This window comes from Pseudomonadales bacterium (genome assembly GCA_041395945.1).
GTDB lineage: Bacteria > Pseudomonadota > Gammaproteobacteria > Pseudomonadales > Azotimanducaceae > SZUA-309.
In genome coordinates, this window is sequence record JAWKZN010000002.1 from 951,541 (window position 1) to 974,861 (window position 23,321).

The 23,321-nt window shown below is 61.9% G+C and carries 29 protein-coding genes and 1 pseudogene; 4 read left to right on the forward strand and 26 right to left on the reverse strand.

The window, feature by feature from the left end; translation table 11 throughout:
* Positions 1 to 6: 6 nt before the first annotated feature.
* The 6 genes from R3E82_20925 to R3E82_20950 form a co-directional block, all read right to left on the reverse strand.
* Positions 7 to 1,776: an ABC transporter substrate-binding protein gene (locus tag R3E82_20925; GenBank protein ID MEZ5553358.1), complete on the reverse strand. Its 1,770-nt coding sequence runs from the start codon at positions 1,774 to 1,776 to the stop codon at positions 7 to 9.
* Positions 1,777 to 2,323: 547 nt separating this feature from the next.
* Positions 2,324 to 2,596: a DUF2160 domain-containing protein gene (locus R3E82_20930; GenBank protein MEZ5553359.1), complete on the reverse strand. Its 273-nt coding sequence runs from the start codon at positions 2,594 to 2,596 to the stop codon at positions 2,324 to 2,326.
* Positions 2,596 to 3,402, reverse strand: coding sequence for a carbohydrate ABC transporter permease (locus R3E82_20935; protein ID MEZ5553360.1), 807 nt, complete (start codon positions 3,400 to 3,402; stop codon positions 2,596 to 2,598). Before R3E82_20935 ends, R3E82_20930 begins: the two co-directional genes overlap by 1 nt.
* Positions 3,399 to 4,268 carry a sugar ABC transporter permease gene (locus R3E82_20940; GenBank protein MEZ5553361.1) on the reverse strand — a complete coding sequence of 290 codons (870 nt, stop codon included), beginning with the start codon at positions 4,266 to 4,268 and terminating at the stop codon, positions 3,399 to 3,401. The genes R3E82_20935 and R3E82_20940 overlap by 4 nt, the downstream gene beginning before the upstream one ends.
* Positions 4,258 to 5,340 (reverse strand): ABC transporter ATP-binding protein, encoded by a 1,083-nt coding sequence (locus R3E82_20945; GenBank protein MEZ5553362.1) that lies wholly within the window; start codon positions 5,338 to 5,340, stop codon positions 4,258 to 4,260. Before R3E82_20945 ends, R3E82_20940 begins: the two co-directional genes overlap by 11 nt.
* Entirely contained in the window at positions 5,333 to 6,400 is a 1,068-nt protein-coding gene (locus tag R3E82_20950) for an ABC transporter ATP-binding protein (protein MEZ5553363.1), read from the reverse strand. The genes R3E82_20945 and R3E82_20950 overlap by 8 nt, the downstream gene beginning before the upstream one ends.
* A gap of 83 nt (positions 6,401 to 6,483) precedes the next feature.
* Here R3E82_20950 and R3E82_20955 point away from each other — a divergent pair, with 83 nt between their 5' ends.
* The gene (locus R3E82_20955; protein MEZ5553364.1) at positions 6,484 to 7,005 is read left to right on the forward strand and encodes an NUDIX domain-containing protein; all 522 of its coding nucleotides are present in this window, start codon (positions 6,484 to 6,486) and stop codon (positions 7,003 to 7,005) included.
* 10 nt (positions 7,006 to 7,015) lie between these two features.
* Here the strand turns inward: R3E82_20955 and R3E82_20960 are convergent, their stop codons facing one another.
* A complete protein-coding gene (locus R3E82_20960) occupies positions 7,016 to 7,846 on the reverse strand; it encodes a mechanosensitive ion channel family protein (GenBank protein MEZ5553365.1) in 831 nt (276 codons plus the stop codon).
* A gap of 109 nt (positions 7,847 to 7,955) precedes the next feature.
* Between R3E82_20960 and R3E82_20965 the strand changes: the two are divergent.
* Positions 7,956 to 8,926: pseudogene (locus R3E82_20965) on the forward strand (sterol desaturase family protein).
* A 155-nt stretch (positions 8,927 to 9,081) separates the two neighbouring features.
* Positions 9,082 to 9,573: a hypothetical protein gene (locus R3E82_20970; protein MEZ5553366.1), complete on the forward strand. Its 492-nt coding sequence runs from the start codon at positions 9,082 to 9,084 to the stop codon at positions 9,571 to 9,573.
* Between the two features lie 99 nt (positions 9,574 to 9,672).
* Here R3E82_20970 and R3E82_20975 read toward each other — a convergent pair whose 3' ends face one another.
* Entirely contained in the window at positions 9,673 to 12,051 is a 2,379-nt protein-coding gene (locus R3E82_20975; GenBank protein MEZ5553367.1) for a DNA polymerase II, read from the reverse strand.
* A 69-nt stretch (positions 12,052 to 12,120) separates the two neighbouring features.
* Here R3E82_20975 and R3E82_20980 point away from each other — a divergent pair, with 69 nt between their 5' ends.
* Positions 12,121 to 13,611: a deoxyribodipyrimidine photo-lyase gene (locus R3E82_20980; GenBank protein MEZ5553368.1), complete on the forward strand. Its 1,491-nt coding sequence runs from the start codon at positions 12,121 to 12,123 to the stop codon at positions 13,609 to 13,611.
* 21 nt (positions 13,612 to 13,632) lie between these two features.
* Here R3E82_20980 and R3E82_20985 read toward each other — a convergent pair whose 3' ends face one another.
* From R3E82_20985 to R3E82_21070, 18 genes are all read right to left on the reverse strand, one after another.
* The gene (locus R3E82_20985) at positions 13,633 to 14,013 is read right to left on the reverse strand and encodes a VOC family protein (protein ID MEZ5553369.1); all 381 of its coding nucleotides are present in this window, start codon (positions 14,011 to 14,013) and stop codon (positions 13,633 to 13,635) included.
* 183 nt (positions 14,014 to 14,196) lie between these two features.
* Entirely contained in the window at positions 14,197 to 14,574 is a 378-nt protein-coding gene (locus tag R3E82_20990) for a GIY-YIG nuclease family protein (GenBank protein MEZ5553370.1), read from the reverse strand.
* Positions 14,575 to 14,663: 89 nt separating this feature from the next.
* Positions 14,664 to 15,074, reverse strand: coding sequence for a hypothetical protein (locus R3E82_20995; protein MEZ5553371.1), 411 nt, complete (start codon positions 15,072 to 15,074; stop codon positions 14,664 to 14,666).
* Complete coding sequence (locus R3E82_21000; protein ID MEZ5553372.1) at positions 15,067 to 16,269, reverse strand: GNAT family N-acetyltransferase; 1,203 nt, start codon at positions 16,267 to 16,269, stop codon at positions 15,067 to 15,069. Before R3E82_21000 ends, R3E82_20995 begins: the two co-directional genes overlap by 8 nt.
* A complete protein-coding gene (locus R3E82_21005) occupies positions 16,269 to 16,886 on the reverse strand; it encodes an HAD-IA family hydrolase (protein ID MEZ5553373.1) in 618 nt (205 codons plus the stop codon). Before R3E82_21005 ends, R3E82_21000 begins: the two co-directional genes overlap by 1 nt.
* Before the next feature lie 21 nt (positions 16,887 to 16,907).
* Positions 16,908 to 17,282, reverse strand: coding sequence for a VOC family protein (locus R3E82_21010; protein ID MEZ5553374.1), 375 nt, complete (start codon positions 17,280 to 17,282; stop codon positions 16,908 to 16,910).
* Positions 17,283 to 17,309: 27 nt separating this feature from the next.
* Positions 17,310 to 17,858, reverse strand: coding sequence for a cysteine hydrolase family protein (locus R3E82_21015; GenBank protein ID MEZ5553375.1), 549 nt, complete (start codon positions 17,856 to 17,858; stop codon positions 17,310 to 17,312).
* A complete protein-coding gene (locus R3E82_21020) occupies positions 17,848 to 18,645 on the reverse strand; it encodes an AAA family ATPase (protein MEZ5553376.1) in 798 nt (265 codons plus the stop codon). Before R3E82_21020 ends, R3E82_21015 begins: the two co-directional genes overlap by 11 nt.
* Before the next feature lie 9 nt (positions 18,646 to 18,654).
* Positions 18,655 to 18,858, reverse strand: coding sequence for a hypothetical protein (locus R3E82_21025; protein ID MEZ5553377.1), 204 nt, complete (start codon positions 18,856 to 18,858; stop codon positions 18,655 to 18,657).
* Entirely contained in the window at positions 18,851 to 19,306 is a 456-nt protein-coding gene (locus R3E82_21030; protein MEZ5553378.1) for an RDD family protein, read from the reverse strand. The genes R3E82_21025 and R3E82_21030 overlap by 8 nt, the downstream gene beginning before the upstream one ends.
* Positions 19,303 to 19,671, reverse strand: a complete 369-nt coding sequence (locus tag R3E82_21035) for a VOC family protein (GenBank protein ID MEZ5553379.1) — start codon at positions 19,669 to 19,671, stop codon at positions 19,303 to 19,305. Before R3E82_21035 ends, R3E82_21030 begins: the two co-directional genes overlap by 4 nt.
* A gap of 27 nt (positions 19,672 to 19,698) precedes the next feature.
* A complete protein-coding gene (locus R3E82_21040; GenBank protein MEZ5553380.1) occupies positions 19,699 to 20,085 on the reverse strand; it encodes a VOC family protein in 387 nt (128 codons plus the stop codon).
* Between the two features lie 132 nt (positions 20,086 to 20,217).
* Positions 20,218 to 20,961 (reverse strand): class I SAM-dependent methyltransferase, encoded by a 744-nt coding sequence (locus R3E82_21045; GenBank protein ID MEZ5553381.1) that lies wholly within the window; start codon positions 20,959 to 20,961, stop codon positions 20,218 to 20,220.
* On the reverse strand, positions 20,958 to 21,368 hold the full coding sequence (locus tag R3E82_21050) for a DUF1801 domain-containing protein (GenBank protein MEZ5553382.1): 411 nt from the start codon (positions 21,366 to 21,368) through the stop codon (positions 20,958 to 20,960). Before R3E82_21050 ends, R3E82_21045 begins: the two co-directional genes overlap by 4 nt.
* Positions 21,369 to 21,395: 27 nt before the next feature.
* Positions 21,396 to 21,689: a hypothetical protein gene (locus tag R3E82_21055; GenBank protein ID MEZ5553383.1), complete on the reverse strand. Its 294-nt coding sequence runs from the start codon at positions 21,687 to 21,689 to the stop codon at positions 21,396 to 21,398.
* Complete coding sequence (locus R3E82_21060) at positions 21,686 to 21,943, reverse strand: hypothetical protein (GenBank protein MEZ5553384.1); 258 nt, start codon at positions 21,941 to 21,943, stop codon at positions 21,686 to 21,688. Before R3E82_21060 ends, R3E82_21055 begins: the two co-directional genes overlap by 4 nt.
* A 110-nt stretch (positions 21,944 to 22,053) precedes the next feature.
* The gene (locus tag R3E82_21065) at positions 22,054 to 22,458 is read right to left on the reverse strand and encodes a GFA family protein (GenBank protein MEZ5553385.1); all 405 of its coding nucleotides are present in this window, start codon (positions 22,456 to 22,458) and stop codon (positions 22,054 to 22,056) included.
* Positions 22,455 to 23,318, reverse strand: a complete 864-nt coding sequence (locus R3E82_21070) for a DUF1801 domain-containing protein (GenBank protein ID MEZ5553386.1) — start codon at positions 23,316 to 23,318, stop codon at positions 22,455 to 22,457. The genes R3E82_21065 and R3E82_21070 overlap by 4 nt, the downstream gene beginning before the upstream one ends.
* Positions 23,319 to 23,321: the final 3 nt, after the last annotated feature.

The window sequence follows — 23,321 nt, forward strand, 5'->3', positions numbered from 1 at the left end:
AACCGCCTAGCGCACCCGACCTTCGCGCCAGGCAGCGATCAGCGCAGCGTAAGGCACCGTTTCGCCCCGGGGTTTTTCATCCGCCAGTTTCGGCTTCGGGGCCCCCGGACGGGCCAGCCACTCGGCCGGATCCATGGGTTCGTTGAGCAGCGGACCGCAATCACCCTGGATGCCCGCCCGCTGCAGGCGCTCGAGCACCCGGTCCTGCTGCTCGGCGAGGGTGTCCATCGCCGCCTGGGGCGTCACCGCACCGCTGACCGCGTTGGCCACATTGGGCCACCACAGCTGGGCCAGCTTCGGATAGTCGGGCACGTTGGTGCCGGTCGGTGTCCAGGCCGTGCGCGCCGGGGAGCGGTAGAACTCCACCAGCCCCCCAAGTCGCGGGGCGATCTCGGTCATGGCCGCCGAGGCGAGATCCGATTCCCGGATGGGGGTGAGACCCACCAGCGTCTTCTTCAGTGACACGGTCTTCGAAACCACGAACTGGGCATACAGCCAGGCGGCCTTGCGCCGGTCCAGCGGCGTGCTCTTGAGCAGCGTCCAGGCACCGGCGTCCTGATAACCGAGCTTCATACCTTCAGACCAGTAGGGTCCATGGGGGGAGGGCGCCATGCGCCATTTCGGGGTACCGTCGTCGTTCACCACCGCCAGGCCCGGCTGGATCATGTCCGCGGTAAAGGTCGTGTACCAGAAGATCTGCTGGGCGATGTGGCCCTGGGCGGGCACCGGACCGGCTTCCGAAAAGGTCATGCCGGACGCCTCCGGTGGCGCGTAGGCCTTCAGCCAGTCCATGTATTTGGTCAGCGCATAAACGGCGGCCGGACCGTTGGTGGCGCCCCCCCGGGAGACGGAAGAGCCCACCGGCCGGCAGCCTTCGACCCGGATACCCCACTCGTCCACCGGCACCCCATTGGGGATGCCCGCGTCTCCCGCCCCCGCCATCGACAGCCAGGCGTCGGTAAAACGCCAGCCCAGCGACGGGTCTTTCTTGCCGTAGTCCATGTGACCGTAGACGCGCGCACCGTCCAGCTCCTTCACATGCACACTGAAGAACTCGGCGATGTCCTCGTAAGCGGACCAGTTCACCGGCACCCCCAGCTCGTAGCCGTAGATCTCCCTGAAGCGCGCCTGCAGCTCCGGTCGTTCGAACCAGTCCTGGCGGAACCAGTAGAGGTTGGCGAACTGCTGATCGGGCAGCTGATAGAGCTTGCCGTCCGGGCCGGTGGTGAAGGAGCGGCCGATGAAGTCCTCCACATCCAGCGTCGGTGACGTGACATCCGCACCTTCACCCGCCATGAAATCGGACAATGGCACCACATAACCGTAGCGGGCGTGGGTACCGATCAGATCCGAATCGTTCACGTAAGCGTCGTAGACGTTCTGGCCGGACTGCATCTGGGTCTGCAGTTTCTCGATCACATCCCCTTCCTGGATGAGATCGTGGGTCACCGTGATACCGGTGATCTCGGCAAATGCCTTGGCCAGTACTTCGGATTCGTATTCGTGGGTGGTCAGGGTCTCGGACACCACGCTGATGCGCATGCCGCGGAAGGGCTCGGCCGCTTTCGTGAACCAGGCCAGTTCCGCAAGCTGGGCGCTCCGGTCCAGCGTGGAGGGTTGAAACTCACTCACCCAGCGCTCGGCGCTGGCGGAGAAATCCATCCCTCCGCTGCCGGCGGAAGCTGCCCGTTTTTCTCCGGTGCTGGATTCCGATGCCTGCTCGGCGCCACAACCGGCAACCAGCAGCATCACCCCTGCCATCCAGAATCGCATCATCACCGCTCCCGTCTTGGATATGAGCGGCAATGAAACCCTGTTGATGGCGGCGCTTCAAGGCAAACCCCCGATGTCTTCGCCGAAGGTTCCGGGGCGGGTTGCCGGGTCTTCGGTAGATTCTCGCATCAGTCATCGATGCACGGCTGGAACCGCGGCCGTTCGGCTGGGCCTGTTTTCGGAGTGTGCCGAGACTCGACCGTCGAGCAGCAGCACCAGACGTGATTCGTGAGGAACCCAGACCCCACAGATCGGACTCCCCAAAACTTCTCCGAGTGTCGGCGATGTGCACTGCCAAGAATCTCGGAAAGGTTCACATGGCGTGGGCGAGGACGGGTACTCCCGGGCCGTGTAGCGAGGCCGAGTGCGGCTAGTTGACTCGCGGGCTTCCCGCGAGGCAAATCGCCAAGCGAGGGCACAGCGGAGCTGCCGAGCGAGGCCCGGGAGTACCCGTCCTCGACCACGCACTGATCAACCTCTCTCCGATTTCATTGGCAGAGTTCTTCACGCCGACCCGCAATCGCAGATAGGTTACGGGGTGATGAAGCCATCACCCCCACCGCATCACCACCCCGAGCAGCACCACAGCGACCACACTGGCAATCCACACCGGCCCATCCGAAACCGCCAGCCACCCTATGTGCACGAATGCGCTCGCGAGCAGGCTGATGAAAAAGCGATCTCCGGGGGTGGTCTGCATCGGCAGCCAGCCGCGCCGGGGCGGGGAGGGTGCGCGCAGCTGCCACAGGGTCATCGCAGCAAGCGCGCAACCGATGCCGATGAAAAACAGGGTCGTCGGCAGGGTCCAGGCCATCCAGCTCATCACACCCGCCCCAGCGCGAAGCCTTTGATCAGATGCCGGCGCACAAACCACACCACAGCCACACCCGGCAGTATCGTCAGCACACCCGCCGCGGCCAGCACACCCCAGTCCATACCCGATGCACTCACTGTTCGGGTCATCACCACCACGATCGGCTTCGCTTCGCTGCCGGTCAGGGTGCGCGCCAGCAGCAGTTCCACCCAGCTGAACATGAAGCAGAAGAACACGGTCACCCCGATACCACTGCGCACCGTCGGCAGAAACAGGCGGAAGAAGAAGTAGGGCAGACTGTGACCGTCGATGCGCGCCATCTCATCCAGCGAACGCGGCACCGCCGACATGAAACCTTCGAGGATCCACACTGCCAGCGGCACGGTGAACAGACAGTGGGCGAGGGCGACCGCCAGCGGTGTATCGAACAGGCCGATGGCGGAGTAGAGCTGGAAGAAGGGCAACAGAAACACCGCCGGTGGCGCCATGCGGTTCGACAGCAGCCAGAAGAACAGATGTTTGTCGCCGAGAAAGCGGTAGCGCGAGAATGCATACGCCGCCGGCAGGGCCACACTGATCGAGATCAGCGTGTTGAGCACCACGTAGCTGAGTGAGTTGGCAAAACCCTGGTACCACACCGGGTTGGTGAAGATCTCCCGATAGTTGGCCAGGGTATCCCAGGGGGTGAGCGACGCGCCGGCCACGATCTGTGCATTGCTGGTAAACGACAGGCTCAGCAGCCAGTAGATGGGCAGCGCCAGATAGATACCATACAGATACAACACCCAGCGGGCCTGCCCGGCCGCCCGGCTCATCGCGGTTCTTCCTTATCCGACCCCGCCGCCACGCTGGTGTAAAACAGCCAGCACAGCAGCAGCACCACCAGGAAATAGAGCACCGAAAAGGCGGCCGCCGGACCCAGATCGAACTGCCCTACCGCCATGCTGGTGAGGTACTGGCTGAGGAACGTGGTGCTGTTACCGGGGCCACCGCCGGTGAGCACAAAGGGTTCGGTGTAGATCATGAAGCTGTCCATCAGCCGCAGCAGCACGGCGATCACCAGCACCGCGCGCAGGCGTGGCAGTTCCACATGGCGGAACACCTGCCAGCGGCCGGCACCGTCCATCGCGGCGGCCTGGTAATAGGGTTCCGGGATCGCCGCCAGTCCGGAGAATGCCAGCAGCGCCACCAGTGACGTCCAGTGCCAGACGTCCATGGCCAGCAGCGTAATCCAGGCATCCAGCGAGCTGGCGGTGTAGTTGAAGTCGATGCCCAGTCCGGTGAGCGCCTTGCCGAGCAGGCCGATATCCGGACGGGCAAACAGCTGCCAGATGGTGCCGACCACGTTCCAGGGAATCAGCAGCGGGATCGCCAGCAGCACCAGATTCAGTCCCACCCAGCGGCCCGTCTTCGGCAGCGCCCGGGCCACCATCACCCCCAGCGGGATTTCGATCAGCAGCACCAGTCCACTGAAGGTCAGCTGGCGCAGCAGTGCATCCTGAAAGCGGGGATCCCGGAGAATTTCCCGGTACCAGTCAAAGCCGACGAACACCCGGGTGTGCAGGTCAAAAATATCCTGCACCGAATAGTTCACCACCGTCATCAGCGGTATCACAGCGCTGAAAGCGACGATGAGCAGCACGGGCAGCACACCGAGCCAGGCGCGGTTGTCACTGCGCATGGTCGATCCTCAGCCCGTCGCGGAAGCCGAAGATCCGCTGCGGATCCAGGCACAGCCAGCCATCGCCCGGGCTGACTCCGTCGAGCGACTGGCGTGTGGTCACCTCCGCCTCGCCGCACCGCGCTGTAACAAGACCATGCACGGATCCCTGGACCGTGCCGAGTATGCGGGTCTGCAGAATGCGCGCTGCCAGACACGCGCCGCGGTCAGGCCGGGCGCCGTTCTCCAGCCTGGCCCACTCGGGACGAAAACCGACCCGGCAGATTCCGTCATCCGCAGCCGTCGCACCGAACAGTGTCCCGTCTACCCGATAGGCGCCGCTCTCAATTCGGGCATCGAGAAAGTTCATTCCCGGCGAACCCACGAAGTAGCCGACGTGCTCGTGAGCCGGTTGGGTCACCAGCAGTTCCGGTGACGCGGTCTGCACGATGCGGCCTTCGTGCAGTACGCTGATGCGATCGGCGAAGGTCAGCGCCTCGGTCTGATCGTGAGTCACATAGACCATGGTGGTGCCCAGCTCCCGCTGCACTGACTTCAGTGCCTGTCGCAACTGCCACTTATAGGCGGGCTGCGCGGCGGTGAGGGGTTCGTCGAGCAGCACCAGGGACACGTCCGGACGCACCAGCGACTTGCCGATGGCCACCAGCTGTTTTTCGACCAGACTGAGCCGGGCCGGCTTGCGCTTGAGCAGACCTTCCAGGTGCAGGCGCCGGGCAATATCCGCAGCACGCGCCCGTTGTGTTGCACGGGGTGCCCCCGCACAGCGCAGCGGAAAACGCAGATTGTCTTCCACGGTCATGGCTTCATAGAGCACGGGAAACTGAAACACCTGACTGACCCGTCGCGCCAGCGGTGCGCGCGCACCGACATCCTCGCCATTGAAAATCATCTGTCCGCGATCCATCGGCAACAGCCCGGACAGCAGATTCAACAGAGTGGATTTTCCCGCACCGGAGCCGCCGAGCAGGGCGTGTGCCTCGCCGCTTTCGATGTCAAGATTAAGATCAGCCAGGGTGTCCGTGTCTGCACCCGGATAGCGGAAACTCAACTGCTGAATACGGATCTCAGCCATGCCGGTCCACGCCGCGATGCGAATCCGCACCACCATCCCGTGCTGAAGTCAGTGGAAACGCATGTACCGAGCGCTTCGCTGCAAAGAGCGTCTGCCGTACGCCGGGTTCGAACTGCCGCAGGCCTTCAAGCCGCGCCACCCAGTCGATGTTCGAATCAGCCGTCGCGTCGCGACCGAGCGGTGTGCAATGCAGAAAAGTTTCTGAACCGTTGGTTTCGAAGCCACTCACCTGCACATCGAAGGCCACATCGTCGTCTGCCCCGCGTTTCAACTGCAGATGCTCCGGACGCACCACCTGCAGCACTTCGTCTGCAATGAGTCGATTGATACCCGGATCGCTCATGAGATCGGCTGCACGCGGCGAGACCGGTCGCTCATATACCTCGAGCGGGCGGCCAGCCTGCAGCACCCCCTGATCGGCCATCAGCAGGACACTGTCACCCAGCGCGAAGGCGTCCCGGGGATCCGAAGTCGTGTAAATCACCGTCAGATCCGATCCGTGCAGCAGGGTGCGGAGATCGAGCTGCAGCGCTTCGCGCAGCTTGTAGTCGAGATTCACCAGGGGCTCATCCATCACCAGCACCCGGGCGCCCTTCGCCAGCGCGCGGCCGATGGCCACCCGCTGCTGCTGACCGCCGGAGAGTGTGTGGGGCAGGCGGTCGAGGAGGGGGGTGAGTTCCAGACGCGCGGCGATGTCTTCTACCCGGCTGCGGACCTGGGAATCCGTGAGCGGTGCGGAACGCTTCTGCGCCGGTTGCTGCGACCGCTGCTGGGCGAGCAGTGGCGAGGCCAGATTCTGGAACACCGACCAGTTGGGATAATTCACAAAGGCCTGATAGACCAGGGCCACCGATCGCGCACCCGGTGCCTGCGCGGTGATCGATTCCCCATCGAGACAGATATCGCCAGACACCGCCGCGTCCAGGCCCGCGATGGTGCGCGCGAGCCGGGTTTTGCCGGAAAAATTGCGGCCGAGCACCACGCTGATCTCGCCCATCGGGAACAGATGGTCGATGGGCGCAGCGTCGGGCTTCAGTCGGAGCGCGCGAAGTTCTAACATCGGTGACCGGGAAGAGGAGCCTGTGCCTATGCTAACAACAATCGCCCCGGTGTCCTGCCCAATCGGAATGGATTGAGTACCGCATGTCCGAAGAGGAAGAGTTCGAGATATTCGACGCCGAAGGCCGCCTGCTCGGCCGGATGCCGCGCAGTCGCGTGCACGCCGAGGGTCACTGGCACAAGTCGGCCCACGTCTATCTGTACGACGACGCTGGTCGCCTCTGGATGCAGAAACGGGTGATCGACAAGGACATCTGCGGTGGACTCTGGGACTACAGCGTGGGCGAGCACCTGCAACCCGGCGAGACGTTTCTGGAGGCCGCCCACCGCGGCCTGGAAGAAGAACTCGGGGTGCGCGAGAGTGCGCTCGTGTGCCTGGGCGAACCCCGGAAAGGCCGGGCGGAATTCCCCGAGCTCGGTATTCTCGACTGCGAGCTGCAGCAGGCGTTCAAGGGTGTGCACGACGGCCCGGTCACTGCGAATGCCGCGGAGGTTGAGGAAATGCGTGCCGTCACCCTGGCGGAACTCGAGCGCTGGGTCAGCGCCCGACCTGCAGACTTCACCCCCTGGTTTCTTCGTGATCTCGAGGTTTACGGTATTCTCTAAGGACCTGTAACTAGCCGCCGCCGTTTCCCAGTAGCTGCACCTCCCGCTGGGGAAAGGGAATGGACAGCCCGTTCGCGCCGATGGCCTGGAACACCGCGAGATTCACCCGGTGTTTGACCCCGAAGTAGCGCTCGGTCGGCACCCAGAAGCGGTAATCGATATCAATGGAAGAAGCACCGAAGGCACCGATGCCGACCTGTGGCGGTGGCTCAGTGGCAACCCCTTCCACCGACAGCACAGCCCTGCGAATGACGTCGATCGCCTGTACCGGATCGTCCCGGTAGGCGATTCCCACCAGCCCTTCGACGATCCGGTACTGATTGGAGTTGGTGTGGATTTCACCCGCGATCTGTTTGTTCGGGATCACAATGCGCTCACCGTCCTCGGTGCGCAGTACCGTCGTGGCCAGACTGATGTCTTCCACCATGCCGGAACACCCCTGCACCGTGATCGTGTCTCCCACCTGATACATCCGGGTAAGAATGATCACCAGCCCGGCCCCGTAGTTGGACACCGGCCCCTGCAGGGCGAAGCTGGCCCCCACCGCCAGACCGCCGATGGCGGCAATGAGCGGGGTGATACTGACCCCGAGCTGACTGAGCGCCACGATCAGGAAGATGCCGACCACCACCAGCCGCACCGTACTGGCGATGAACTGGCGCAGGGTGACATCGACTTCGCGGCGTTCCAGCACCCCAAGCAGCAGACGGGACACCCAGCCTCCGACCATGAAGCCACCGATCAGTACCAGCACTGCTCCCAGCAGCTGAAACGAGTAGGTGACGAGGAAATTCACCACCAGCTGATACACTTGATCCACCAGCGCCAGTTGCTCCTGCATATCGAGAATCTCCCTGAACTTGAACTTCGGAATTACTGCACCGGCCGGATTTTAAGTAAAGAGCAGCACCGCCTACAGTGCGCTGACTGGTGACTCAGTGCTGATCCGCATGGATCAGGCAGATGCCTGGGTATGGGTAACCGGTTTCGTCGCTTACGACCTGTGCTACTACTTCTCTCACCGTTACGGTCACGAGTGGCGAATATTGTGGGCGTCTCATGTGGCCCATCACCAGAGTGAGGAATTCAATCTCTCCACCGCCCTGCGTCAGACCAGTACCGGATTTATCAGTTCCGGGTGCATACCGAACACGTGCGGCGGATCGGTGTGCTGGAATGGCTGCTGGTGACACCCTCCAACCACCGGGTGCATCACGCCAGGAACCCGGAGTATCTGGATCGCAACTACGGCGGGGTGTTCATTGTCTGGGACCGCCTGTTCCGTACCTTCAAAGACGAAGACCCCGCCCAGCCCTGCGTGTACGGCACGACCGTGCCACTGGCGAGCTGGAATCCTCTGTGGGCAAATTTTCACGTCTGGTATGAAGGCGCCGCCGACATGCTGCGCACCCGGCATTTCGCCGACAGATTCCTGCTCTGGTTCAAAGGTCCGGGCTGGCGTCCCAGAGATCTGCGCGATCAGCCCAGGAGCGACTGGCGTGCGCCCAAGTTCTCACCCACGGTATCCGCCTTCGCCCGCGCCTACATCTTCGCCCGGTTCTGGGTGATTCTGGTCGCCACTTTCGACGTGCTCTATGGCGGTCTTCCGCAGATGCCGACCCTCATTGCCGCGGCACTGCTGGTCTACAGCTTCTATGTACAGGGTGTCTGGCTGGAAGGGCGGCCCTGGGGTACAGCGCTGGAGTGGCTGCGACTGGCCGCCACAGGCCTCTTTCTCTGGTGGGGCGCACTGACCACGCCGGCACTGTGGCCGCCCATCCTGGTCGAAGGCGGCAGCGCCTACCTGCTGGTGTGCGCGGCCGTCCTGCTCTGGGCGACACGGCGGGGCCATGTTAATCTCCCGACTGCGCCAGGCCTTGAGCCGGCGCATCAACCCGCCGGTGGCGGTTCGCAGGGTTAGCCGAAGACATCTGCCCTACCAGATAAAAGGCCGACCAGACAAAGGAGAAGCGCAGCGCTCCTTCGAGCGTTGCACCCCAGCGAACAGGAACCCCGGCGATGTCACCCCAGGTGGGCAACGCGCAGCACGCGTCGCCACCATGATTGGAGGTTCCCATGCGACACTCTCGTTTCGGTTGTTACGGCTGGCTCGGCTGGCCCCGCTATGCGCACGCCTATGGCTGGGCAGGTCCCAACGACACAGACGATCGCGGCAAGCGGTCGTCGTCCGCCTACGAACACCGCAGCCACTCCGGCCGGCGTTCGAGCGGCTTCGGCGCGCGCCGACCCCTGCGTTATCTGAGCTATCAGCTCGACCTCGATGAATCCCAGCGCCGCAAACTCGCGGCAGCACTGGATAAGTTGAAGGTGGCCCAGGAGCAGGCCGCGCTCGACGAAAAGAAGACGGTGGGCAGTCTGGCCGATCTGCTCACTCGTGCAGACTCATCCATCGACGCCATCCGCGCAGCACTCGCACCCCGGGTGCAGAGTGCCGAGCAGTTGCAGGCCATCTCGGCGGCGGCGCTGGAAGAGATCGTGGTGATGCTGGATCCGGATCAGCGGGAGGAATTTTCCTACCTGCTGCGCACTGGCGCATTCCGGATCTGAGCTAGCTCAGCTGCAACACAGACGGGGCCGCAAGGCCTCGTCTGTTCTGCCACCGGGGAAGACCCGGCACAGCGGTCCGGAAATGCTCGTTACAGGTTTCTAGAACAGACCCATCTGCCGGTCGTCGCCGATTACCTGAGCAAAATCGAGATCGAGGGTCGCCAGCACAGGTTCGGCCACCGGGCGGATCTGTCGTTCCAGGTAATGTTCCCGATCCGGCTCGCTGCGCAGCATGTCCACCGGTTCAGGACCCGACACCGTCATCAGATAGGCGATGATCCGCGGCACTGCCTGCCCGGACTCCACCAGCCGCCGCGCTGCGGTAACGTGGGGTGGTGTGTTAGCCGTGTACGTCTCCAGCGGTTTGCGCAGGCCTTTGCGGTAGACGAGCTGATTGTCCAGATCACCGGCGCGCAGCTGCTTCACCACCTTCGCCAGATAATCGGCTACCGGCTGGTCCCGGAAGAGTCGGGCATAGAGTTCCCGCTGCACGATCTTGGCAAGCTCGGTCCAGTCCCGCCGCACCACTTCCATGCCCACAAATTCAAGCGCGTCCGCCGCATCGCCTGATTTAAGTCCCACATAGCGCTTGCGCGCACCACCGGCACCGTGCCGCACCGAAGGCAGGAAGAGCTTGGTGTAGAGCTTCTCGAATTCCAGTTCCAGGCGGCTGCTGACCGACCAGCGTGATTCGATGTAGCGTGCCACGTCGGCATTGAACTGCGCGGTGAGCGACCGCCCGAGTGCCTCTGCCGCTGTAGCTTCTTCCGCCCCGGAGCCGACGAACACGCTGTCCGTATCGCCGTAGAGCACCCGGTAGCCGCGCGCTTCGAACCACTCACGACTCCAGTTCAGAAAGTGCCGTCCCTGGCCGGTGATGGCATTGGCGATATCGGGATTGTGGAACCGGCAGGCCGGCGTGCCGAGCACGCCGTAGAAGGAATTCATCAGTATCTTGATGGCCTGGGACGCCACGGCGTCACCGCTCCGCTTGGCGGCCTCCCTGCGCGGAAACAGCTCATCGAGAATACCGGGCAGGATGCCCGGCGCCCGTTCGAACGCCGCACCGTTGACCAGGCGGATGTGCTGGCGCTCCGCGCGCTCTGCGGGCACGTAGCCGAGTGGATCGATGTTGAAGGTTCGGATCAGGCTCGGGTACAGGCTCTTGAAGTCGAATACCCAGACCAGGTCGTGCACGCCGGTCACCGGTTCGAATACTTCGCCACCCGCCTGTGCTTCGTGCACGCGCGAGTCATCCGACTGCACACTGGGTGCAACCACATGGCGCTGGCGCAGCGCGGCCAGATAAAGAAAGTCGAAGGAGGCGATGCTGGCGGACACCCGATCCGGCGTCATCCCGGTAAGACGGCTGCGGGCGATGGCCAGCGGCACCAGATTCAACCGCTCGAGGATTTCCACGACCAGCCGTGCATCCGTATGCGCGTAGCGCACGAAGCCTTCGAGATCCTGTTCGTAACGGTGCAGGATCTCCGCGGCCCGATCGTGCACGTCGCCTTCCAGCGCTTTGCCTTCACCGAGGACGACACGCGCCACCGCATCCAGACCGTATTCATCGAAGCGCAGGAAGGCGCCGCGCACCAGGTCCATGCCATCGAGCACCACCCGCCCGGGAATATCCGCACTGCCGCTGCCGAAGTAGCCTTGCGCTGCGCGCAGCCGGATCTGCCCCGGCCCCCTGCCCAGGGCGAGGGTCGTGCGCACCCGCACAGCGATACGCTGCAGCACACTCAGATCGAAATCGATGACATTCCAGCCCGTCAGCACATCCGGATCGAACTGTGCCACCCGGGCACAGAAGGCGTCGATCGTGCTGCACTCGTCCGGAAAGCCGCGTGCCAGTGGCGGCATGTTGCGCCCGGACGGATCCACGACCAGCACCTCTTCGAGCAGCACTTCCCCGCTCTGAGGATGCCGGCCGTGCAACGCGATCGCCAGCAGACGCTCAGCCGCCCAGTCAGTCTCAATGTCGAAGGACAGCACCCGGGGCGCGAACTCGGCATCCGCGGGACCGATATCCGGCTCATCGAAGACCCAGTTCACACCGTCGCCCGGTTGCGCATCACCTTCGATCACGCAGCCGCCCCGGATGTTGCGGTCGATGAGATAACGCACGGCGAAGCGCACGTCCGCCTCGTAGGTCGGGATCTGCTGCTGATGCAGGCGATCGCGAACCGCGGGTGCATCCTGGGGTATCGCCACTTCGACCCGGGCAACCGGGGTGCCCGCAAACGTCCGCTCCGTGGATTCTGCCACCCGCACGGCACCCACCTGGCGGGCGGCTTCCATCGCGCGTGCGGGCACATAGAAATGTGGCCGCTGCCGGCGATCGCGCACCAGAAAGGTCTCCCCACCGGTGAGACGCCCGTAGAGATGCACTACCGGCACGCCGTTGTGGATACGGTAGCTGGCCTGCAGGATGAAACCGGTTGCTCTCATGAACGGGATTGTGCCGCTCATCCAGTGCCCGCACCACGCCTGTGGATTTCCGTCACGAGAACGGGCCACGTAGACTACCGCGATGCTGTTGTGTCCAGTATCGAGACCCGACCCGTCGAACCAGCCGGCCGAGCGGACGTGACCGCCGTTGTCTGGTACCGCAACGACCTGCGTACAGTGGACAATCCCGCATTGTGGGACGCCTGCGAGCAACACCCGGACGGTGTTACCGCCGTTTTTCTGGTCGCCGAGCGCCAGTGGCGCAAACACGATGTCGGCGATGTACGGCTCGCCTACCTGCGCGAAACCCTGGCGCAACTCGAAATCGAGCTTAAGCGCCTGAAGATTCCCCTGCGCATCGAAGCAGCACCCACCTTCGCAGACGCCCCCGGGGTCATGGTGCGCGTATTGCGGGAGACCGGTGCCCGGGCGCTCTACAGCAACGCCGAGTATCCATACAACGAAATGCGGCGTGACGCTGCCGTGGCGCGCGCCTGCGCAGACAGCGGCGTGCGCTTCGAGCAGCGTCACGGCGGACTGATCCTGCCGCCGGGCTCTGTGCTGACCGCCGCCGGATCACCCTACACCGTGTTCACACCCTTCAAGCGGCGCTGGCTCGAGACTCTGACACCGGACGACTACACGCCGCTGCCCGCACCGCGCACCACACCGCAGCGCAAGACCAACACCCAGCCACCTGCAGGCACTGCGCGTGCCGCCGCGCTGGCAACCCTGCCCGTGCTCCCGGCGGACCCGGACTGGCCGGCAGGGGAGGTCGCCGCCCGGCAAAGGCTCACCGAGTTCCTCGACACCCGGATCACCGGCTACGCGTCGAACCGGGATTTTCCCCATCAGCACGCGACTTCCCGTCTGTCCGCCCACCTGGCCATCGGCAGTCTGTCCGCGCGCAGCGCGCTCGCGGCTGCAAGGGAGCGCAACGGCGGGCGCCTGAATGCAAAACCCGGTCCCTTTCCCGGCATCGATACCTGGATCAGCGAGCTGATCTGGCGCGAATTCTATCGCCACGTGGTTGCCCTGTTTCCCCATGTGAGCAGGGGCCAGGCATTTCACCGGGAGTTCGATCGACTGCAGTGGCGTCAGGACCCGGGCACCCTGGATGCCTGGAAAGCGGGCGCGACCGGCTATCCGCTGGTCGACGCGGCCATGCGTCAGCTTGCGCAAACCGGCTTCATGCACAATCGGCTGCGAATGGTCAGCGCCATGTTCCTTTCCAAACATCTGCTCATCGACTGGCGCGAGGGAGAACGCCATTTCATGCAGCATCTGCGCGATGGCGACTTTGCCTCGAACAACGGCGGCTGGCAGTGGAGCGCATCCACCGGAACAGACGCGGCCCCTTACTTCCGCATTTTCAATCCGGGCAGTCAGATGAAGAAGTTCGATCCGGACGGCAGCTTCGTACGCCGCTTCGTGCCCGAGTCCCTGGCACCGGCGGACGGATTGTTCGCCGATTCCGACGCGGCATCTGCCGCGGCGAATGCCGGGCCCTATCCGGCACCCATCGTCGACCACCGTTTTGCACGACAGCGCGCGCTGGACTTCTTCAAATCGAAGCCCTGAGTATCCCCGTGGGCTGACCGATCAGTCACCCGAATCCCTCTCGGAAAAGCACAGCACGTACCCGTCGAGATCGAGTACGTAGAAGTCCTCCGCGCCCCAGGGCTGCCGCGTCACGGCCCGAAGTATGGAAGCGCCGCGAGCCTGCAGCTCCGTATACAGCCCCTTCACATCCTCGACTTCGATGAAGGCGTCCACATGGTCGTTGTCCAGTACGTGCGCTCTGGCGCCTGGCAGTTTGTCCGCGCCTTTGAGATGAATCTCCACCCCATCGCGCTCGACGCTTCCGTAGAAGCCGCCGTAGTCGATCTTTCTGCTGAAGCCCAGACACTGCTCGTAGTGCGCGATGGCGGCATTCAGATCGGCAACCAGCAGCTGCGGAGAGACAGATTTCAGATTGACCATGTTCGCTCGATCTCCCGTTGCAGACCCGGTTCGGCGTGCATCCCGAGTTGCGAACCGTTCAGGAAACTTCGGTGAAGTGCTCCACGATGGGAAACGGATCATAAAAGTGATGCAGCAGCGCCTTCCACTCCTGCTATCGAGGTGACCGCCATTCGGGTGAAAGGATATCTGCCGCGCACTGTCTCAAGTCTGCTTCGGCACTTTGTTGTAGCCCCTGTCACCGAAAGGGGACAGTTTCTCCACCCAGAGGGCTTCGAGTACGTCCAGATCTTCCCCAGGGTCGTAGCCAGGATCTTTCAGCGGCTCCAGCAGATCCAGAATCTCGAACTCGAAGGCGTCCGCTCCCCATTCATTCCAGTCGGACTGCAGTGCCTCATTGCGGTCACTGTTGGTTTTCAGATCCATGCGGTGGCGGTTGAAGCGCGCGCGGATGTCCCGGCTCGCGGCAACCAGACATCGGCCATTACGGGTATTGCGTACGCAGTACACGCCCATGTCTTTCGGCGTACGCCGGTATTCGTCGATCAGCGCCTTTCTGTCTGCTTTGGATTGTTCGGTCACCGGCCGTTCTCTCTTTCAATCACCTGCAACTACCTCAATTGTCCACTGGCACATAACCGCTTATCGATTGTCCGGCCGCAAAAACCCATCTACCCACGGATTCTGGCGAGTCCAGCGGGTAACAACACCAGCAGACCGATCATCAGATAGTAGATCGTGCCGGTCAGCGGATCCCGCTCGAAAAGTATTTCCCGCAGAGACAGTTCACGCAACCACAGTCCCACCAGCACATCGAACACCAGCACGCCCAGTGCCGCGATCCCACCCACGATAAGGAGTAGTGAAGTCCGCTGCGGACAGCGCTGCACGACAATGCGGGCGGCAAGCACCATCACCACCAGCATCACCGGAAACTCCACCAGCTCTGCCGATCGCTCGCCAATCCAGGGCGCCAGCCACAAGGTACGCAGCACGCCCAGCAGAAACCCGGCAAGGAAGACGGTACTGAAATAGAGCAGACCCAGCCGCAGCGTCTGCAGCAGAGCGGATGGCTCACCCAATGCGCATCTCCCAGCCGAACTCGACCATCTGCAGCCGCGTGGCGACCGCCCGGGAAGCCGCGTTGTCCCAGGTTGTGCTGTACAGCGCCAGGGCACCTGCAGCCTGCACCCTTGCCGCCCAGGCCGCCACCGCATTGACGCCGTGACCGCGGCGGCGGAAAGCGGGCAGGGTCTCCACCCCGGCGGCGTGGGCCGTCTGCGTTATCCGCACACTGGCACAGACCGAGACCGCCTGGTCGTCGTCAAGACTGACGACAAAGGGCTGCTGATGAGCAACGTCCGGGACCCAGGCTTCCAGACCATCGCGCAACAGTCCCTGCTGCGCTGCGGTGACCGCTCTGGTCTGATAGCGACCCGATAGCGGATGCGTGAAGTTTTTCCTGCACACAAAAGTCGGTCCCGAAACTGTCTCACCGGCAACGCCCAGATCCGCGAGCAGCCGGACCATCTCAGCCCGCTGGTTTGCCGTTTCCACAGCGGAAGCGGAATCCGTCCAGCGCCAGCTCCGCAGGGCGGCTTCGAGCGCCGCACTCTGATCAATCGGCAGGTCGCTGCGCAAACGCCAGCTCCAGGAATTCGCCGTACGCCCCATCCAGAACAGGGGAGCAGGCCGTTTCAGCCAGTCGTTGATGCACAGCATGCGGTCTCTGGCGTTGTGTTCGTACATCGCCGCGACGTGGGCGTGCATGAGCGTCTCCGCGTCAAGATGCCGGACCATACCAATGCGCCGGGTCATACCGAGCGCCCGCTCATGGCGCAGCGCGGCATCCACGTGGGGATAGGTCAACTCCCCCGTGATGTCTTCAAACCCTGCGCTTCGATAGAAGGGTGCGTTCCAGGGGATGTCCGCAAACGTCGTCAGTGTGACAGCACGCATGCTGCCCGCGGCAGCGGCATGGATCACATCCTCCAGCAGCCCGCGACCGATGCCCCGGCGACCCTGATCCGGGTGTACCGAAAGCTGCTGCAGATGCAGCACATCCTCGTGTGCGATACCCCAGAGATAGCCGACCACCGATCCGCTCACCTCAGCCACCCGCAGCCATCCCTGTTCGAGGGATGGCAGATAGGCGCTGTCCGGCACATCAGCTGCGACATCCGGCAGTCGCCCCGCCGGAAACATCTGATCCGCCACTGCGTCGATCGGATCGAAGGCGCCCAGGTCAGCCCGCTTCGCCATGCGTACAAGGAACATCAGCGCAACTGAACGCCGTAGCTGTGCAGAATGTCCCGCAGGGCCGTGTGACCCTGATCGAGGGAAAATACCTCCGCAGACAGACCCGCTGACCGGGCACTGTGAACATTCGCGGGGCTGTCATCGATAAACAGGGCGGCTTCCGGCGGACAGTCGAGTATGGCGAGCGCCTTTGCGAAGTAACTCACGTCGGGTTTCGCAGCACCCAGGCCGCAGGAATAGCACTGCGCGTCGAAACGGCTGGCGTAGCCCAGCGCCCAGGACATGTGCGCCGCCCGGTGGGTCTGCTGGTTAGTCGCCAGCGCAACCCGCCAGCCGTTCCGGCGCAGCCTGTCCACCAGCGCCAGCATCTCCTCGCTGACTTCGATCTGGGTCCAGACTGCCAGGGCTTCTTCCAGGGAAGTTCGACTCCCCCAGCGATCGAGCACCGCTTCGAGGGCCGTTGCGAAGTCCTGATCACCTGTGAGACAGGGTCGCTCGGCTGCGAAAACGGCCGCGAGGAATTCCTCCCGTCGCACTTCATCACCGCACAGCGCGCCGAGATTTTCCCGCCAGCCCGGGGCTGGTTTCTGAATCACACCGTCTGCATCCAGCAGCAGCGTAGTGATACCGCTCATCGTCCAGCCTCCGCGTCTGCTTCAGGCATCCTGCACACAGAATTCGTTGCCTTCCGGATCCAGCAGCACGCTGTAAGTTTCATGAACGTCCCGCACCGAAGCGCCCAGTGCACACAGTCGATCAACTTCTTCCCTGCGATGCTCTGCGCGAAGATCGAGATGCAGTCGGTTTCTCGTCGTCTTCCTGCGATCGGTCAGCTGAAAAAAGAGCGTCGGTCCTGGTTCGTCCACGGCAACCGTTGGATCAGTTTCCGGGGTATGGCCAAGGGCGGCCAGCCTGTGGATTTCCGCAACATCGTAAGCGCGCACCCTATAGCCTTCCAGCGCCTGTGCCCAGAATCGGGCGCGTCGGGCTGGCTGCAGACTGTCGAATACGATTTCAGCAAGTCTCGCCATGTTTCTCCCTCCCTGCCGCGAGCGCTCCTAGACTGCTGCCACAGTACGGACTTCGATGGTCCGTCTCGGGTGTGCCAGATTCGCCAGCACCCGATTGTGATGATCGATGATCTGGGCGGCTTTCAGGTGCGCATCGCCCGTGGTGTGGGCGTCGCTGAGCAATGTCACCGCATAGTTTCTGCTCAGTGCAGCCCGGCAGGTCGCGTCCACACAATACTCAGTCATCAGCCCGCTCACCAGCACACGCTCAATACCAAACGTACGCAGGGTGTCATCCAGACCGGTATCGAAAAAAGCATCGGAGGCAGTCTTCTGCACGACCGCATCTTCCGGCGATCGTTCGAGTCCTGGATGCAGAACCCAGCCTGGCTCCCCCGCCCGCATAGGCTCGAAGGAAGCATGATTGTGCTGGATAAAGATCACCCGTCCGCCGTGAGCGCGGACCTTGCCGATTGCCTGATTGATCCGTTCCAACACCAGGGGTTCCTGGAACGCACCCGAAATCAGCCCGACCTGCACATCGATCACCAGCAGGGCATCGGTTGCACAGAGTGCGCGGGATGAATTATCGCTCATCGGGTGGATTCCGATAACGGGCCTTGCTGCCTGTGAACGCGTCGAAGAGTTGTTTATGTGCTTCCCATGAAAAGGTGTCACTCCGATCCCTATACTGACCGATCCAGTCAACCAGCATTCCGAGATTCGCATCCTGTGCCGCCTTGTTCGGATATTTGTGTGGCTCCCAGGGTCTGTTCCGGGCATTGCGCACACACTCCGTTTCCGGCAGATCCAGGAAGATCATTCGATCAGTTTCAGTGGTGACTAATTCGAGCAGGTCTGTGTAGCAGCCTTCGATCACCCAGCGTGGCTGCTGATTCAGAAATTCCGCAATTCTGGCCTGGGAATGTTCACGGGGTGCGCGAGTCGGTGTGTCGCCCGGCAGCCAGGCCAGGGTGTCGAGATCGAGGTGCGCCAGATCGTGAGTCGCGGCAAGGGTCCGGGCCAGGGTGGATTTCCCCGAGCCGGAATTGCCGAAGATCATCACCCGGCTCTGCACAGAGGGCTGAGGATCCTGCCGGGCAACGTCCCGGTAAAAGGTCACGACCTCCTCATAGACCTCATCGCCGAGGTTTCTGGCCTGATGGACCCGCGATTCGGGCGCGTCCCAATCCGCAAGCCCGGGGTGCACGGGCACGCTGATCTGTTCGCCACTGTCCTGAAACCGGATACCCAGCATCGATCCCCGTACGACCACGGTGAATCGGTGGCAGTGGTCCCGATGCCAGAACATCGACTCGTCCGCTTCCAGCGTCATCCTCCGAATGATCAGGTCGGCTCTGTCGGTGAGGGTCTCAATCTGCATGAGCGCCACTCAATAGCGGAAGAAATAGCAGCCCAGAATCGCTGCGAGTCCCAGAAACATCAGTGGCCCGGCGCTATCGAAAAAATAGGGCGCCCCCATCAGAACCAGCCCGGCTCCGAAAGGCACCATTCGCTTCTGCCGCCGACCATACACCAGCATGCCGAGGCCGATGGCGCCGAACAGCACACTCAGGATCAGCCAGGCTTCATCCATTCGGGGACCTCACCACCAGTGTGCCGGCCAGTTTGTCGTGCCAGCTCTGTTTCCGCGGATCCCAGGCGATCCAGAGAAAGCCGAGGCCGAGCGCGAGAATCGACGGAATGTAGGCAAAGTAACGAATGACCATCTGCTTTGTTGACAGCGCACCGAGGGTGTCCGCGTCCACAATGCGTGCACCGAAAATCATTTTTCCCGGGGTGGCAGAACGATACTTCCAGAACAGCAGCGTGGCAGCGATCGGCAGCAGATAGTTGAAAACCACGTCCCAGGTGCCGCCGGCACCCTCACCTCCGAGGAAATATTCCGAGCCATAGATGAAATACATCGCCGGAAAAATGATCATCAGAAACAGGACGGAATCAATCAGCGTGGCCACAAGTCGTACCCAGAACCCGACGTATCGGACACCGAGGTCAGCCTCGGCAGGCGCAGGGCCGCTCATCTGCGCTCCTCCATCAGGGCCAGCATATGTCCGTCCGGATCCTTGAAAAACGTCATCCACAACTCATGATCGGGCATCTTCGCGATGCAGTGTGGCTCGTCGAGAAACTCGACCGCCCGGGACTTCAGATCCGCAACACTGGCTTCGATGTCATCCACTTTGAAATAGTGACACACACCACCCGCGGCCTCGACAGGTCGGTCGCCCCCTTCGAGCATCAACCGCACCCCGGCGCAATCAAAGAACACAAGACTGCCGAAGCGGTACAGTTCCCGCAGACCCAGAGCACCACCGTAGAACTGCCCGGAGCGGTCGGCATCTTTAACCGGCAGGGCAATCTGACCCAGTTCACCCAGTGCCATCATTCATCTCCTGTCTGTCTTGCTCAACGCTCAGGGTTCGTAACCCAGGCAGTAGGCGACGAGCTTATTGCCATCAAGATCCCGGAAGTAACCTCCGTAGAATCCCATGCTGGAGCCCCTGTCGTGGGGATGGCCTTCATCCGTCGCACCAAGACTGAGCGCTTTTGCGTAGATCCTTTCCACATTGGCAGGGGTCTCCACATCCAGGGCGATCATAACTCCGTTGCCCACGCTCGCCGGCCGTTCATCGAATGGTGTGATCACCGAGAACATGGTCTGCCCCGGTGCATGGCCCCAGCCGAGCATGCGTTCATCGGTCATCAGCCGGCGCGCGCCGAGCTCGGTGAACAGCGCGTCGTAAAAACGCCCGGCGCGCTCCAGGTCGTTGGTACCCAGTGTGAGATAGCCGATTTTCATAGTCGTATCCTGGTTCATCCGCGACTTGAGGGGGAAGGGATTCATCGTCTCGGCGGAAAGTACCACCAGGTTGCGAGCACCGACAGTGCAAAGAGACTGTAAGCCATCGTGAATACCCAGGCCGGAGCCGGATCAGCCAGTAGAATTTGTGTTCTCATAAAGAGACACATGCATACGGCTGTTTGCAGTGAACGGCGACCGGTCCCAGCCACCCCACCGGTTCTTCAGACGCAAGCCTGCAAGCTGTGCCATCAGATCGATTTCGGCAGGCCAGGCATAACGTATCGGCAGTGGACGCATCTCCATGCCCTGGGCACTGACCCTGACCCGCTGATACTGCACGGTCTGAGCGACCGGATCATGGATGGCGGCTTCAAGGGTTACCGAATCCCTGTCGACGTAGCGGGTACGAATGCTCTGCCCCTCGGTAAACAGTCCAACTTCCGGAACCAGTGTCTCCACCAGGAACCGGCCGTTGTCTGTCAGTCTACGCGCGACATTCTGAAAGCAGCGCACCTGATCCGCCTGGGAGGTGAGGTTGAACAGGGTATTGAAAACCAGAAAGACGAAGTCGAAGGAACCTTCAATATCCACATCCGCGAAATCGCCGACTGCCACCGGGATCGATTCTCCACCCGGTTTTTCCCGAAGTTTCGCGATCATCTCCGGTGAGGCGTCGATGCCCTGCACAGGCAGACCACGCAACGCGAGCGGCAGCGCGATCCGGCCGGTACCGATGGCGAGTTCCAGGGTCCTGCCCATCCCGGCCAGATCCCACAGACAGGCCACAGCTTCGTCGGTCGTGCCGGGATCATGCTCCTGGTCATAACCTTCGGCATAGATCTCACCGAAACTGGCCGGGCCGAAGTCCTTCACCCGGCCTCCGCGTGCCGAAAAGCCTCGCCGATCATCTTTTGCAGAATCTTCACGTCTACATCGGCGAGCTTGTTGATATAGATACAGCCACCGGGCCCGACACGGTGCTTGCCAATTTCCTTCAGCATCTTCGCCCGGCCTTTGAAGTTCCCCAGATAAAACACCAGGGATCCGACCCGTGGCGCGAAACCAACAGAGCAGATGTCGCCCTCCCGGCCACTGGCATATTTGTAGTGGTGCTTGCCGCAACCCACGATGCTCGGCCCCCACATCTTCGCCCGTTTGCCTGTCACGGACTCCATGATCTTCAACACCGCCAAGGCATCTTTCCGTCGGGTTTCGTTTTTCACAGACTCGAGGAACACCCGTACGCTGGCATTGTTCTCCTGGGTTTTCCGTTCAGCCATCTTCCCTCCCTGCGACGCCGACCCGATTCATTCGGTCGCCAGAATGCCGTCAATATATTTTGAAAATTCCCCATGGAATGAGTCGCGACGAGTCTCCCGGTATTTACGCCCGCCTGCCGTTCGAAGCATCCGGCGCAGCAGCTGCTCCCATCTTTCCTGGGAAAGCCAGAATTCAGAGATACTGGTTGCCGCCTGGGCATACATGCTCCTGTGGGTGGCGATGTTGGCCTGGCGCATCTGCACGGACAGATAGATCAGAGTGGCGATGACAGCGACGCCCCCCACAATCTCCCCGATCGCGCCGTAGTCCTGAATGTTCATCCGTCTACCGCGTCCTGGATGGTTTTGAACAAAACACGCTGATCCTGCGCGCTGGACGCAGGCATTCTGTCGAAGTCGGGTTCCTTGAGGCGTACATCCGCATAAAGGCACGCACCTTCCTCATGGAAGTGCAGAAAGGCTTTCGACCTCCGGTAGAAGACCCCGGGTTTCTTTTCCTGCATCCCGGGAAGCATCCGGATTTTTCGCAGGAGTGGCGCAATTGCTGTGAGTGTCTCGACAGACGCGTGCTTCATGATGGAATCCCGCTTTTCGGAGCGCGACTGGGGAATATCGCGCTGTAAGACTGATCCTGCAACCTCCACCGGCTGGAAGCTGGGATTTCGTCATTGCGCGCGCCTGTTGCTCAGTTACGAGGCGGAGGATGCTCAAGGTACTGGGGGGCGTGTCCGCCGATGTGATCCCAGGGCGCTTTTGAGCCGACGAACAGATGCTGCTCGATGGCTACACCCGGATCACCCTCCACACAGCCCAGCGTCACACCATGCACCTCGCCGCGCCGGATACCACAGAGGGTAGATCCGCAGACCCCACAGAATCCAAGCCCCCACTCCTCTCCGGTAGCATGTATCACCAGCTTCTCTTTACCGGTAATCCACTGGAATCGACTACCGGGTGTCAGTTCTGCGTACGCGGAGGATGCCCCACTGAAGGCCTTACGGCACCTCGAACAATGACAGGCGCGACCATCCTGCAGACGACCGTTCAGCTGCCAGGTGATCGCGGCACAGAAGCAGCTTCCGGTGATCAACCTGCACGCACCTTGTTGTGTCCTTTCTCTCTGCTCCTTTTTTTACTGTTCTTCTGATTCTTTTTCTGATGGTAGACGAGCGCCATCTCGATACATTCACAGACTGCAGCTTCAGGCAGGGACTCCGCTTCGTTGAAAACGATCGCCCGGTTGCCTTCGTACTTCAGCTCCGGAAAGCGGGTTCGACAGGTATCCACCAGGCTGGTCTGGCAATTCAGATAGATTGCGTACTGCTCAGGCGCCGCTTGCTTCCAGCCGATTCTGATCGTACTGCCGGATTTCGATGCCAGAGTAAGGTAGGCCGGCTCTCCCCATTTCAGCGTTTCGGTCAATCGACCCACACCCGCCGTGGCAGCAGCCGTGCGGTATATGAGACCGCGCAGCGCATATATCTTTTTCCTGATGCCTGGCGGGTAGCCTTCAATCACCTTTTTCACCTCAACCGGGACAGGCGTATTCATCTGATCAGCTCCTGCGATAGTTCTGATATTCCTGTACGCCGCCGCGATCAGGGCCCGGAGCGCCTCATCCTGCGGATCGACTGATGGCCGCAGTTTCACATGGCGCATCCGCTTGCCGGTTCCTTCGAGAAGTTCCAAGGGATCTGGCAGATCGGCACCTTGAAAGAATCCGACATTAACATGCACTTTGAAAACGTTGACATACGCAAAGGGCAGATCGTTCACACAGGCGACCGGACAGCCGTCATGAATGAGCTCAAGGACATCGTCTCCTGATCTGCGGATCTGCGAGAACCACTTTCGAGCCAGGGCGCCCAGTTCACCTTCACAACTACCCAGCCACTCTTCGACCTTGAGATCCTGCTGCGCAGCACCGGTTAATCGAAACAATTTGTCCATTTC

Coding starts and splice junctions, on each gene's coding strand:
- R3E82_21030 (MEZ5553378.1), bottom strand. CDS start 19,306: ATGAGCGGCCCTGCGCCTGCCGAGGCTGACCTCGGTGTCCGATACGTC.
- R3E82_20930 (MEZ5553359.1), bottom strand. CDS start 2,596: ATGAGCTGGATGGCCTGGACCCTGCCGACGACCCTGTTTTTCATCGGC.
- R3E82_20985 (MEZ5553369.1), bottom strand. CDS start 14,013: ATGGTCAATCTGAAATCTGTCTCTCCGCAGCTGCTGGTTGCCGATCTG.
- R3E82_20945 (MEZ5553362.1), bottom strand. CDS start 5,340: ATGGCTGAGATCCGTATTCAGCAGTTGAGTTTCCGCTATCCGGGTGCA.
- R3E82_21035 (MEZ5553379.1), bottom strand. CDS start 19,671: ATGATGGCACTGGGTGAACTGGGTCAGATTGCCCTGCCGGTTAAAGAT.
- R3E82_20935 (MEZ5553360.1), bottom strand. CDS start 3,402: ATGAGCCGGGCGGCCGGGCAGGCCCGCTGGGTGTTGTATCTGTATGGT.
- R3E82_20940 (MEZ5553361.1), bottom strand. CDS start 4,268: ATGCGCAGTGACAACCGCGCCTGGCTCGGTGTGCTGCCCGTGCTGCTC.
- R3E82_21015 (MEZ5553375.1), bottom strand. CDS start 17,858: ATGAGCGATAATTCATCCCGCGCACTCTGTGCAACCGATGCCCTGCTG.
- R3E82_20925 (MEZ5553358.1), bottom strand. CDS start 1,776: ATGATGCGATTCTGGATGGCAGGGGTGATGCTGCTGGTTGCCGGTTGT.
- R3E82_21005 (MEZ5553373.1), bottom strand. CDS start 16,886: ATGAGCGGTATCACTACGCTGCTGCTGGATGCAGACGGTGTGATTCAG.
- R3E82_20960 (MEZ5553365.1), bottom strand. CDS start 7,846: ATGCAGGAGCAACTGGCGCTGGTGGATCAAGTGTATCAGCTGGTGGTG.
- R3E82_21000 (MEZ5553372.1), bottom strand. CDS start 16,269: ATGTTCCTTGTACGCATGGCGAAGCGGGCTGACCTGGGCGCCTTCGAT.
- R3E82_21020 (MEZ5553376.1), bottom strand. CDS start 18,645: ATGCAGATTGAGACCCTCACCGACAGAGCCGACCTGATCATTCGGAGG.
- R3E82_20950 (MEZ5553363.1), bottom strand. CDS start 6,400: ATGTTAGAACTTCGCGCGCTCCGACTGAAGCCCGACGCTGCGCCCATC.
- R3E82_20975 (MEZ5553367.1), bottom strand. CDS start 12,051: ATGAGCGGCACAATCCCGTTCATGAGAGCAACCGGTTTCATCCTGCAG.
- R3E82_20970 (MEZ5553366.1), top strand. CDS start 9,082: ATGCGACACTCTCGTTTCGGTTGTTACGGCTGGCTCGGCTGGCCCCGC.
- R3E82_21050 (MEZ5553382.1), bottom strand. CDS start 21,368: ATGGCTGAACGGAAAACCCAGGAGAACAATGCCAGCGTACGGGTGTTC.
- R3E82_21070 (MEZ5553386.1), bottom strand. CDS start 23,318: ATGGACAAATTGTTTCGATTAACCGGTGCTGCGCAGCAGGATCTCAAG.
- R3E82_21010 (MEZ5553374.1), bottom strand. CDS start 17,282: ATGGCGAGACTTGCTGAAATCGTATTCGACAGTCTGCAGCCAGCCCGA.
- R3E82_20955 (MEZ5553364.1), top strand. CDS start 6,484: ATGTCCGAAGAGGAAGAGTTCGAGATATTCGACGCCGAAGGCCGCCTG.
- R3E82_21025 (MEZ5553377.1), bottom strand. CDS start 18,858: ATGGATGAAGCCTGGCTGATCCTGAGTGTGCTGTTCGGCGCCATCGGC.
- R3E82_21060 (MEZ5553384.1), bottom strand. CDS start 21,943: ATGAAGCACGCGTCTGTCGAGACACTCACAGCAATTGCGCCACTCCTG.
- R3E82_21055 (MEZ5553383.1), bottom strand. CDS start 21,689: ATGAACATTCAGGACTACGGCGCGATCGGGGAGATTGTGGGGGGCGTC.
- R3E82_21040 (MEZ5553380.1), bottom strand. CDS start 20,085: ATGAAAATCGGCTATCTCACACTGGGTACCAACGACCTGGAGCGCGCC.